This window comes from Streptomyces capoamus, from assembly GCF_014654935.1.
GTDB classification, from domain to species: domain Bacteria; phylum Actinomycetota; class Actinomycetes; order Streptomycetales; family Streptomycetaceae; genus Streptomyces; species Streptomyces capoamus.
In genome coordinates this window covers 170,463-181,572 of record NZ_BNBF01000006.1, presented here as the reverse complement: position 1 = coordinate 181,572, position 11,110 = coordinate 170,463, and the positions used below count along the sequence as shown (strand labels likewise).

Here is an 11,110-nt window from a genome sequence, read left to right as displayed (position 1 = left end):
GAGTTCCCGCAGCGCGGCCTCCTCGCGCGTCTCGGCGCCCTCCAGACCGCCGCCGGGGGTGAACCACCAGTCGTCGGCCGGATCGTCCGGTTCGTGGCCGTGCAGGAGCAGGATGCGGTCCTCGGGGTCCAGGAGCACCACCCGGGCCACCTTGCGCGGCCCGCCCCCGGTGTCGTGCGCCTCCTCCGGCCGGCCGGCGTCAGCGGGCACCGGCCGCCTCCGGGCGGGCGGCACGGGCGCGGGAGCGGCGCAGGCGCCCGGCGACCGGGCCGTAGGCGCCGCCGCCGAGGACCAGGACCGCGCCGGCCACGACCAGCAGCTCGATCGTGCGCAGCGGACCGGGCCGGGACAGGGCGCCGAGCGTCTCGAAGCCGGTGGGGCGCCCGAGCATGCCCTTCCAGGGCCAGACGACGGCGTCCACGCGGGCGGACACGGCGGTGCGGGCGACGGTGCCCTTGGCCGTGTCGGTGAGGTGGGCGGTGGAGTCCAGGGAGCCCTGGCGTTCGTCGCCGAGGAGGAACAGCCGGCCCTCGGGCACGGTGACCTCGGCGAAGTTCTTGATCTCGGCCAGGCTGCCCTCGGGCAGGTACGGCTCGTCGATCTGCTTGCCGTTGACCGTGAGCTTGCCGTCGGTGCAGCAGGAGACGGTGTCACCGCCCACGGCGACCACCCGCTTGACCACCTTGGCGTTGGTGACCCAGCTCTTGTCCTCGAAGACGACCACGTCACCGCGCCGCACCTCGTCGCCGTCGACGCGCTGGGCGAGCACCCGGTCACCGGCGTCGATGGTGGGCGTCATGGAGCTGGTGGGCACGGTGAACGGCCGGTAGACCAGCGCTCCCCAGGCGAATCCGCCGAGGAACAGCACCAGACCCAGCGCCACCGCCAGTCCGGACAGCCGCTGCCCGAGCCGGCCGCCGGCCGGTGCCGTGCCGGTGCCGCCGCCCTGCGGGGCCGTACGCGTCATGCTCTCGCCACCCATGGACCCGCACCCTACCCGGCGGTACCGGACGGGGGCAGTCCCTGTTTTCACGGCCGGGGCTGTCAGCCGTTAGCAACCCTCCGCCCGAGGCCCGAAGCCCGTCAGCCGTTCGCCACCCCGCCGCTCGCGGCCCTGGGGCCGTCAGCCGTTCGCAACCCTCCGCTCGCGGCCCGAGGACCGTCAGCCGTTCGCGATCCCGCCGCTCGCGGTCCGGGGGCCGTCAGCGGTTCGCGGCCTCCGGCCGGTCCGCGCGGCGGCGCCGCCACAGCGCCACCGGGAGAATGGCCGCGACCGCGACGCCCTGCGGGGCCGCCGTCAGGGACGCCGCCGCGGAGGACTGCCGGCCGAGGCCCGGCTGGTCGAAGGTGTCCGGGATCGGCAGGGTGCCCCAGCGGTTGACCGGCCAGGCCTTGACGATGGCGCGGCCGACGACCTTGTCGACGGGGACCATGCCGTGGTTCCGGTCGGACTGGTTGTACCGCGAGTCACGGGAGTTCTGGCGGTGGTCGCCCATCACCCAGATGTGGCCCTTGGGGACCTTCACCTTGAACTGGCCGCCCTGCTCGTCCACGCTGCACGGCGTGTTGCCCGGGTAGACGTACGGCTCGTTGAGCGCCTTGCCGTTGACCTTCAGCGGGCCGCTGCCCTTGCACTCGACCGTGTCGCCGCCGACTCCGATCACCCGCTTGATCAGGTCCTTCTCCTCCGCCGACGGCATCAGGCCGATCCAGCTGAGGACCTTCTGCACCGGGTTCGGGGTCGGTGTGGGCTCGCCCGCCAGCCAGTTGTCCGGGTCGTGGAAGACGACGACCTCACCGCGCTCGGGCTCGGAGCCGAACCACGGGGTGAGCTTGTCGACCAGCACCCGGTCCCCCTGCTGGAGGGTGTTCTGCATCGAGTCCGACGGGATCGAGAACGCCTGGACCAGGAAGGTCTTGATCAGCAGCGCCAGGACCAGCGCGATGCCGATCAGGATCGGCAGCTCCTTCCAGAAGGAGCGCGGCTTCCTCGGCCGGCGTGCCGCCTCGCCCGCGCCCTCGGCGCTCGTCCGCGGCCCGTCGTCGGGCGTGCCGTCGCCGCCTGCGGGCTGGTCATTCCCGGAGGTCATGGCGCCGTCCGGTACGGGAACGTCCGGTTCCACGGGGTGCCCGCGGTGCTCCTCGCCGTCGTGTCCCGACCGTGCGCCAACCGCCACATCCCCCACGCCAACTCCTCACTCTGTGCCGCCGCCTGCCCCGCACGCGGTGCAGGCCCACCACTCCCATAACGAGCGGGAGTTCCGCAGGGGTCGGGAGCTGGGTCATTCCGTTCGGATTCTCCTGGGCAACCCTATGCGACGGCCGGGGGGCAGCGGTCGTTCCCGACACCGAGTCGGTGACGCTTGCAAAGGTTTTAGGTTCTTGCAGGCGCGTCCAGTGCCCGACGGGCCAGCCGATGACCATGGCCCGGCCGACCACCGAGTCCTCGGAGACGGTGCCGCCGTAGGCCGTGTCCTGGTGGGAGCGGGAGTCCGCGGAGTTGCCCCGGTGGTCGCCCATCACCCACAGCCGGCCCTTGGGGACGGTGATGTCGAAGGCCATGGTGGACGGCACGTCCCCCGGGTACAGGTAGTCGCCCTCGGTGAGCGGTACGCCGTTGACGGTGACGCGGCCTTGCGCGTCGCAGCATTTCACGTGGTCGCCGCCGACCCCGATGACCCGCTTGATCAGGTCCTTCTCGTTGTCGGACGGCAGCAGGCCGATGAAGGCGAGGCCCTCTTTGAGCTGCTTGACGACGACGGGGTCGTTCTTCTTGGTGGTCTGCTCGTCCTGCAGCCAGCCGCCCGGGTCGTGGAAGACGACGACGTCCCCGCGCTCGGGCCGGGAGCCGAACCACGGGGTGAACTTGTCGACCAGGACCCGGTCGCCGATCCGGATGGTCTGTTCCATGGACCCCGAGGGGATCACGAACGCCTGCACGAGGAAGGTCTTCAGGACGAGCGCGATGAGGACGGCGACACCGACCAGCAGGGGGATCTCCCGGACGGCCGACCGTCTGCGCTTGCGTTTGACCTTGCGCTGCAGTTTCCGGCGCTCCGCGCGCGTGCGTCCGCCCCCGGGCGCGGAGGTGCGGCGGGACCCGGTGGGCAGCAGGTTCTCGGCGGGCGTGCTGGGCACTCCGCGCGGTTTGCCGCGGTTACCCATGGGCGCCCCCCGCCGGGGCGGCGGGCACGCGCGCGTAGGCGGACGGCCGGGTCAGGCGGGTCCAGTGGCGGTACGGCCACACGATCCAGTCGGCCCGGCCGATGACGTCGTCGACGGGGATCATGCCGCCGCCGGGCGAACCGAGGTGGTCGCGGGAGTCGCTGGAGTCGTCGCGGTGGTCGCCGAGGACGAACAGGCGGCCCGGGGGCACGACGACGTCGAAGGGCACGCTGGAGGCGCTGTCCCCGGGGTAGAGGAACGCCGTCTCGTCGACCGGCCGGCCGTTCACCTCGATCCTCCCGTTCCTGTGGCAGCACACCACATGGTCTCCGCCCACACCGACCACGCGCTTGATGTAGTCGGCGTCCCCGAAATACCCGGTGCCGTCGAACACAATCACGTCACCGCGCCGGGGCTGGGCACCGAAACGGTACGCGACCTTGTTTACGAGAACGCGGTCACCGATCCTCAAACCCCGCTCCATGGATCCGCTGGGAATGTCGAACGGCTGCATCACGAAGGCGTTGAGGAGCAGCAGGAACCCCAGACCGGCGAAGACCGCGAGGGTGATCCGACCGCCCGGGAGCCAGTCGGCCACCCGGGACAGCAACGCGAAACGCGACCGGCCCTCCGGCCCCGGGTCACCGGGTCGGGAGGAGCGGTCGCGTTCCGTCTGCTGTGCTTCGGTGTCCATCGGAGCCAGATGCTATCCGGCCCCGCTGAGACTCCGGGAAAGCGCTCAGCTCTCGCGCTTCTCCTTGATCTTCGCGGCCTTGCCGCGCAGCTCACGGAGGTAGTACAGCTTGGCGCGGCGCACGTCACCACGGGTGACCAGCTCGATCTTCTCGACGATCGGGGTGTGCACCGGGAAGGTGCGCTCGACGCCGACGGAGAACGAGACCTTGCGGACCGTGAAGGTCTCGCGGACACCGGAGCCCTGGCGGCGGATCACAACGCCCTTGAACTGCTGCACACGGGAGCGGTTGCCCTCGATGACGCGGACGTGGACGTTGACGGTGTCACCCGGACGGAAGGCCGGGATGTCGCTGCGCAGCGACGCGGAGTCGACGGAGTCGAGCAGGTGAGACATTTCGTCTGCTTTCCTCGCTGATGCCACAGGTCATCAACGGAAACTAGGGGTTCCAAGAGGTCTGCCGTGCGGGTCGGGGCGAGCGTCGTGTCCCCCTGTGGCAGGGGCGCACGCCGGACGGCGCACAACAGCGGTCTATTCTTCCACGCCCTCGGCCCGCCGCCAAAATCGGCCGTACGGCTTCCCGTCCGGGTCCGGCTCCCAGCCCAGGATGGACAGCATCTCGCGGTCCTTCTTGTCGAAGGCCTTGGGGTCGCAGCGCTCGATCAGGTCGGGGCGGTGGAGGGTCGTGCGCTTCAGGGCCTCGTCGCGGCGCCAGCGGGCGATCTTGCCGTGGTGACCGCTCAGCAGCACCTCGGGGATGTCCCGGCCCCGCCAGACGGGCGGCTTGGTGTAGACGGGGCCTTCCAGGAGGTTGGCCATGGCGCCGGGTGCGAAGGAGTCGTCGCGGTGCGACTCGGCATTGCCGAGGACGCCGGGCAGCAGCCGGGCGACGGCCTCGGTGACGACGAGTACGGCCGCCTCCCCGCCGGCGAGGACGTAGTCGCCGATGGAGACCTCGTAGACCGGCATCCGGGTCGCGTACTCGTCCGTCACCCGCCGGTCGATGCCCTCGTAGCGGGCCGGCGTGAAGATCAGCCAGGGCCGCTCGGACAGCTCGACGGCCAGTTCCTGGGTGAAGGGCCGGCCGCTCGGAGTGGGCACGACGAGCGCGGGGCCCCGCGCGCCGGTCTCGTAGCCGTCGGCGAGGACGGTGTCCAGGGCGTCGCCCCAGGGGTCGGTCTTCATGACCATGCCGGGGCCGCCGCCGTAGGGCGTGTCGTCCACCGTGTTGTGCCGGTCGTACGTCCAGTTCCGCAGGTCGTGCACGTGGACGTTCAGCTGCCCGCGCGCGCGGGCCTTGCCGACGAGGGAGACGTTCAGGGGCTCCAGGTACTCGGGGAAGATCGTGACGACATCGAGCCTCATGCGCTGTCGTCCCTCGACGAGGCGATCTCCGCGCGGTCGTCGATCAGGCCCGGCGGCGGGGCGATGACCGCCTTCTGCTCCTCCAGGTCGATCTCGGTGACGATCTCCTCCACGAACGGGATCATCACCTCGCTGCCGTCCGGGCGCTCCACGATGAACAGGTCCTGGGTGGGCAGGTGCGAGATCTCGGTGATCCGGCCGACCTCCGTGCCGTCCTCGGTCACCACGTCGAGGTCGATCAGCTGGTGGTCGTAGAACTCGTCCTCGCCCTCGGGCAGCTCCTCCGGGTCCACCTCGGCGATCAGCAGGGTGTTGCGCAGCGCCTCGGCGGCGTTGCGGTCGCCGACGCCCTCGAAGCGCAGCAGGAGGCGGCCGCTGTGGACGCGTCCCGCCTCGATGGTCAGCGGTCCCGCGGAGGCGGGGTCCGTCGCGAGGACAGCACCGGGCCCGAGCCGGAGCTCCGGCTCGTCGGTACGTACCTCGACGGTGACCTCGCCCTTGATGCCATGGGCACGGCCGATCCGTGCGACTACCAGCTGCACGTGTCCAATTCTCCTGTCATCTGCTGCTCACGTCCTGCTCATACGACTGCGGGCCGGGGACGGCCAGTGGCCCTCCCCGGCCCGAGCCGGTTGCGATGAAGCGTCAGCGGACGTGGTCCACGTCGACGAGGTCGACGCGGACACCGCGACCGCCGATGGCGCCCACGACGGTGCGCAGAGCGCGCGCGGTGCGGCCGTTGCGGCCGATCACCTTGCCGAGGTCGTCCGGGTGCACCCGGACCTCGAGCACGCGCCCGCGACGCAGGTCGCGCGAGGCGACCTGCACATCGTCAGGGTTGTCGACGATGCCCTTCACGAGGTGCTCAAGCGCCTCTTCGAGCATGCTGCTCAGGCCTCGGTCGAAGCGGACTCGGCAGCAGCCTCGTCCTTCTTCTCAGCCTTCTTCTTCTGGGTGATCGCCTCACCCTTGCCCTCGTCCTCACCGGTGAAGGCCTCGAACGACGGGCGGGCCGGCTTCGGCTCGGCGACGAGCAGCGGCGCGGGGGCCGGCTCGCCCTTGAACTTCTGCCAGTCGCCGGTCTTCTTCAGGATGGCGAGCACGGGCTCGGTCGGCTGGGCGCCGACACCGAGCCAGTACGCCACACGCTCGGCGTCCACCTCGATGACCGACGGGTTGTAGGTCGGGTGGTACTTGCCGATCTCCTCGATGGCCCGGCCGTCACGGCGGGTACGGGAGTCGGCGACGACGATGCGGTAGTGAGGCGAACGGATCTTGCCCAGACGCTTCAGCTTGATCTTGACTGCCACGGGAGTGGGTTCTCCTGGATTTGACGTGGTTGGGCACGGCAGGACGCCGCGTGGGGTTGCGGTACCCGAGTGCCCGATGGACGCGTCAGCCGGAGGAGAGAGGGGTCCTGTGCGGCTGTCGAGTACAGCTAGCCATTCTGCCACACCGCGCGGGGCGCTTCGGGCCGAGGGTCAAGCGGCCGTGCCCGGGCACGCCGGAGGAGCACCCGGCGTGGAGCTGGGCTCACGTCGGGTGCGCCGCCCGGCGGGGTACGGGTGCCGGCCGGGGCACACGGCTGCCACGAGCAGCCGTGGGCCTAGGCCGCGCCCACGACCTCCGGGATCCTGAACGGCTTGCCGCAGCCGCCGCAGACGATGGGCGCCTGGGCGAGGACCGAGGGCACCACCCGGACGTTGCGCCCGCAGTCGCACACCGCCTTGACCCGGACACCGCCCCCGGAGGAGCCGTGCCGGGCGGCCGGGCCGCGGAAGGTGCGCGCGGTGTCGGCCGCGGTGGCCGCGGTGTGCGCCTTCAGCGCGCGCTGCAGCCGCTCGATCGTCGGCCGGTAGCGGCGCTTCGCCTCGGCGTTGAGCGTGACCAGCGAGAAACCGCTGCTCGGGTGCGGCTCCTCGGGGTGGTCCAGGCCCAGCTCCTCGGCGATCGCGAGGAAACGACGGTTGTGGTAGCGGCCGGCCCGGGAGGTGTCACGGATACCGCGGGCGGCGGCGATGCCGTGCACTGCCTCGTGGAGCAGCCGCTCGAAGGAGAGTTCGTGACCGCACGCGGACGACGACTCCCCGATCAGGGACTCTGGCGCGGCAAGGTCCGGCAGCTCGGGGTGGTACCGCTGAATGTCGGCCCACGCCTGCGCCAGCTCTGCGGCGAGAACAGGTGGTGTCTGTGTCGTGCTCACGTAATGACAACGAGCGGGGGTACCGCTGTGTTCCTATTCCGGGGCATCCCAAATAATTTGCACGTACCCGTCAGTTGCCGCTGATGCGTCGTGACGAGGGCGGGTGCGCTGATCTGCGGAGAAGCGTCACAGCTCATGCCAAGCTGGTGCGTAGTCCGCGCTACGCACCGTCCGGGAGCCCCGGTGGGACGGTGGCCGGCCGACGCGCAAGAGGTGTTTCGGCCGCTGTCGGCGCCGGCCCCCACCCCGGACAGCGTCCACGGCGTCCGTGACGTTACCCGGTACCCCCGCGCCCCCGGTCACCGGCCCGCCCCCGGTTCCCCCCGCGCGCCGCACGGCGCGGGGCCGTCCAGGTTGCCGGGATGTGAAATCTCGCCACACCCGCGTCCACACCCCAAGCCGGGCCCCACGACCCCTGGACGCCACCGCGAGCCGGGAGTTACCTGGCATACGTGGGAAGTGCGCGCACGGCACGGGGGCCACGCAACCGGGCGCAGCGGCGAACTGTCGGCGGATTGGGGCGCATACCTATGACACCTACGCTCGTGCGGCAGCGCCTGTCTCACGCGGGCTCCGCAGCCCGCGTGGACCTGGGCGCACGCGCGCGTGACTGGTCCGAGATCCAGGAGCGGATGCTCGTACCGCTCTACGAAGCGGTGTACGACCGGCTCGACGTGGGCCCCGCCACCCGGCTGCTGGGCCTGCGCTGCGGTTCCGGGCTCGCCCTGCTGATGGCGGCCTCCAGGGGCGCCGCCGTCACCGGCGTCGACCCGGCCTCCCCCGAGCGGCTCGCCCTCGCCCGCGAACGCCTGCTGCCGGACCCCCCGCCCCGCGGCGGCGGCACGCGCGCGCGTACGACGGCGAGACTTCTCGCCGGCCCGCCCGCGGACGCGGTCGCGGCGGACCCGGCCGGGTACACCCTGGTGACCGTCTTCGAGCCGGTCGGCAGCCTCGCGGGCGACCCCGGGGGGCTCGGTGACCTGCTCGCCGGCGCGCTGCCCCTGGCCGGACGCGGAGCCGCCGTGGTGCTGGCCGGGTGGGGGCCGCCGGAGCGCTGCGCCACCTCGTCGGTGTTGCGCGTAGCCACCAAACTGGCCGAACCGGTGGGCGGCGCGCGCACCTGGCGGGCCGCACGGCGCGACGACCTGGAGGAGGTCGCCGCACGGGCCGGGCTGAGACCGGACGGCTCGGGGCGGGTCGCCTGCCCGTTCGGGTACGCCGACCTCGACAGCGCGGTCCGCGGGCTGCTGTCCACGGGCCTGTTCGACGCCGCGATCACGGCGACCGACGCCAAGCAGGTCGACAAGGAGCTGACGGAGGCCCTGCACCCGCACCGGCGCCCGGACGGCACCGTGTGGATGCCGAACGTCTTCCGCTACCTGATCGCGCGCGTGCCCCAGGACGGGTTCACTCCTCGCCGTCCTTGGCCAGGCGCGTGATCCCGGCGATCCGGTACGCGTCGGCCTCCTCCAGCGTCTCCGTCTCCAGCAGCGCCTGCGCCAGCGCGTCGAGCCGGCCCCGGTGGTCGCGGAGCTTGCGGCACGCCTCCGCGTAGCACTCGTCCACGATCCGCCGCATCTCCGCGTCGATGACGTCCAGGGTCTGCGGGGCGGCCGACAGCCCGTACGCCTGCTGCGCGTCGCTCGGCAGGGCGGACAGCCGGCCGACGCGCTCGCTCATCCCCCAGCGGCCGACCATGCCGCGCGCGATGTTGGTGACCTGTTCGAGGTCGTTCTCCGCACCCGTCGTGACGACCCCGTAGACGACCTCCTCGGCCGCCATGCCGCCCAGCGCGCCGATGATGCGCCCGCGCAGGTACTCCTCGGAGTGCGCGTACCGCTCCACCTCGGGCGTGGACATGGTCACGCCGAGCGCGCGGCCGCGTGGCACGATGGTGATCTTGCGGACGGGGTCGGCGCCGGGCTGCAGCATGCCGAGCAGGGCGTGGCCGCTCTCGTGGTACGCGGTGCGGCGGCGGTCGTCCTCCGGCATGATCAGGGTGCGTTCGGCGCCCAGCTGCACCTTCTCCAGCGCCTCGGACAGGTGCGCGCCGGTTACCTCGCCCTGTTTGCGCTTGACCGCGAGCAGGGCGGCCTCGTTGGCGAGATTGGCCAGATCCGCACCGGTCATGCCCGGGGTCACCCGGGCCACCTGGGTCAGGTCCACGTCGGGCGCGAGCGGTATCTCGCGGGTGTGGATGCGCAGGATCGCCTCGCGGCCGCCGCGGTCCGGCGGGGACACGGTGACGACCCGGTCGAAGCGGCCGGGACGGGTCAGCGCCGGGTCCAGGATGTCCGCGCGGTTGGTCGCCGCGATGACGATCACGCCTTCCGAGCCGGAGAAGCCGTCCATCTCCGTGAGGATCTGGTTCAGCGTCTGCTCGCGCTCGTCGTGGCCGCTCATCGAGGAACTGCCGCCGCGCGCGCGTCCGATGGTGTCGATCTCGTCGATGAAGATGATCGACGGCGCCACCTTGCGGGCCTCCGCGAACAGCTCGCGGACGCGGGACGCGCCGACGCCCACGATCATCTCGATGAACTCGGACGCCGAGGCCGAGAAGAACGGCACCCCGGCCTCCCCCGCGACCGCCCGCGCGAGCAGGGTCTTGCCGGTGCCGGGGGGCCCGGAGAGCAGCACCCCGCGGGGCAGCTTCGCGCCCATCCTCCGGTAGACGTCCGGGTGCTCCAGGAAGTCGACGACGTCGTCCAGTTCGCCCTTGACCTCGTCGATGCCGGCCACGTCGGCGAAGGTGGTGCGCTCCGTGCCCGGCCGCAGACCGACCGGTCTGGGCGGCGCCCGGCGGCCGAAGAGTCCGCCCGCGCCGGGCATCGCCCCGCCGAGCCGCCGGGAGACCAGGACCCACACCGCGACCAGCACCACGATCGGGATCAGGGAGATCAGCGCGTTGGCCACGAAGCTGCGTTCCTGCACCACCGGCCGCGCGGTCACCGTGACCCCGTGGTTGCTCAGGTTCTGCCACAGCCGGTCCTCGGCGAAGGCCGGGCGCTGTGTCGTGAACTTGGTGAAGTCGCCGCCGCCCTCCGGATTGGCGCGGGGGCTCTTCAGCTCGCCCTGGATCGCGTCGCCCTTGGAGTAGATCCGGGCGACGTTGCCCGCGCCGACCTGCCGGCTGAACTCCGTGTACGAGATCGTCGGCTCGTTGCCCCGACCGAGGTAGTGCAGTCCGAGGTAGGCCAGCACGAAGACGACCACGGCGGTGGCGAACAGGGCCCACCACCTGCCGCCCCGGAGCCGGCCGGACCGCCGAGGCTCATCCGGTGTGCCCTCGGCGCGCCACGGCCGATCAGGGTCCTTGCGGGGCGGCGCCGCATCGCTCATATCTGGACGTTACGACACCCGACGGGCCTCGGCACGCGCAAGGGGCGCCCCCCGCTGGAAGGAGGCGCCCCTCGTGTCGTACGCGCGGAACTCAGCCCATGAACTTCTTGAACTCGTCCGGCAGCTCGAAGTCCTGGCCGGCCTGCTGGCCCGGCAGGCCGAAGGCGTTGCCGCCCTCCGCCGCGGCGGCTGCCCGGCGGGCGGCCTCCTCCAGCTCCTGCTGCTTGCGCTTCATGGGGTTGCCGGAGCGCTGCTTGCCCTTGGCCTTCTTCTGCTGCTTCTTCTGCCGGCCGGGGCCGCCGCCCATGCCCGGGAGGCCCGGCATGCCCGGCATACCGCCCTGG

At 71.9% G+C, this 11,110-nt stretch carries 13 protein-coding genes and 1 pseudogene; 1 reads left to right on the top strand and 13 read right to left on the bottom strand.

Annotation, left to right across the window (positions count from 1 at the left end; genetic code table 11):
* The 11 genes from IE312_RS39680 to IE312_RS12140 form a co-directional block, all read right to left on the bottom strand.
* A partial coding sequence (locus IE312_RS39680) for an NUDIX domain-containing protein (protein WP_229899595.1) occupies positions 1–210 on the bottom strand: 210 nt, incomplete at its 3' end.
* Positions 200–982: a signal peptidase I gene (gene lepB, locus IE312_RS12185; RefSeq protein ID WP_189981073.1), complete on the bottom strand. Its 783-nt coding sequence runs from the start codon at positions 980–982 to the stop codon at positions 200–202. The genes lepB (IE312_RS12185) and IE312_RS39680, both read right to left, overlap by 11 nt.
* Before the next feature lie 220 nt (positions 983–1,202).
* Complete coding sequence (gene lepB, locus IE312_RS12180) at positions 1,203–2,186, bottom strand: signal peptidase I (protein ID WP_189981072.1); 984 nt, start codon at positions 2,184–2,186, stop codon at positions 1,203–1,205.
* Positions 2,074–3,165, bottom strand: a complete 1,092-nt coding sequence (gene lepB / locus IE312_RS12175; protein ID WP_189981070.1) for a signal peptidase I — start codon at positions 3,163–3,165, stop codon at positions 2,074–2,076. The genes lepB (IE312_RS12180) and lepB (IE312_RS12175) overlap by 113 nt, the downstream gene beginning before the upstream one ends.
* A complete protein-coding gene (gene lepB, locus IE312_RS12170; RefSeq protein WP_189981069.1) occupies positions 3,158–3,859 on the bottom strand; it encodes a signal peptidase I in 702 nt (233 codons plus the stop codon). Before lepB (IE312_RS12170) ends, lepB (IE312_RS12175) begins: the two co-directional genes overlap by 8 nt.
* Positions 3,860–3,904: 45 nt before the next feature.
* The gene (gene rplS, locus IE312_RS12165; protein WP_030612790.1) at positions 3,905–4,255 is read right to left on the bottom strand and encodes a 50S ribosomal protein L19; all 351 of its coding nucleotides are present in this window, start codon (positions 4,253–4,255) and stop codon (positions 3,905–3,907) included.
* A gap of 135 nt (positions 4,256–4,390) precedes the next feature.
* Positions 4,391–5,224, bottom strand: a complete 834-nt coding sequence (gene trmD / locus IE312_RS12160; RefSeq protein ID WP_189981068.1) for a tRNA (guanosine(37)-N1)-methyltransferase TrmD — start codon at positions 5,222–5,224, stop codon at positions 4,391–4,393.
* Positions 5,221–5,766, bottom strand: a complete 546-nt coding sequence (rimM, locus tag IE312_RS12155) for a ribosome maturation factor RimM (RefSeq protein WP_189981067.1) — start codon at positions 5,764–5,766, stop codon at positions 5,221–5,223. The genes trmD and rimM overlap by 4 nt, the downstream gene beginning before the upstream one ends.
* Positions 5,767–5,869: 103 nt before the next feature.
* Positions 5,870–6,109, bottom strand: coding sequence for an RNA-binding protein (locus IE312_RS12150; RefSeq protein WP_005479813.1), 240 nt, complete (start codon positions 6,107–6,109; stop codon positions 5,870–5,872).
* Positions 6,110–6,114: 5 nt separating this feature from the next.
* On the bottom strand, positions 6,115–6,534 hold the full coding sequence (gene rpsP / locus IE312_RS12145) for a 30S ribosomal protein S16 (RefSeq protein ID WP_189981066.1): 420 nt from the start codon (positions 6,532–6,534) through the stop codon (positions 6,115–6,117).
* A gap of 296 nt (positions 6,535–6,830) precedes the next feature.
* A complete protein-coding gene (locus IE312_RS12140) occupies positions 6,831–7,427 on the bottom strand; it encodes a hypothetical protein (protein ID WP_189981065.1) in 597 nt (198 codons plus the stop codon).
* 530 nt (positions 7,428–7,957) lie between these two features.
* On the opposite strand from IE312_RS12140, the gene IE312_RS12135 reads away from it, so the two are divergent.
* Complete coding sequence (locus IE312_RS12135; protein ID WP_189981064.1) at positions 7,958–8,866, top strand: class I SAM-dependent methyltransferase; 909 nt, start codon at positions 7,958–7,960, stop codon at positions 8,864–8,866.
* Here the strand turns inward: IE312_RS12135 and ftsH are convergent.
* Both ftsH and IE312_RS39675 read right to left on the bottom strand, forming a co-directional pair.
* Positions 8,835–10,766 carry an ATP-dependent zinc metalloprotease FtsH gene (gene ftsH / locus IE312_RS12130; RefSeq protein WP_189981062.1) on the bottom strand — a complete coding sequence of 644 codons (1,932 nt, stop codon included), beginning with the start codon at positions 10,764–10,766 and terminating at the stop codon, positions 8,835–8,837. The two genes, IE312_RS12135 and ftsH, sit on opposite strands and share 32 nt — an antisense overlap.
* Before the next feature lie 91 nt (positions 10,767–10,857).
* A pseudogene (locus IE312_RS39675) lies at positions 10,858–11,110 on the bottom strand (signal recognition particle protein); the annotation flags it as partial.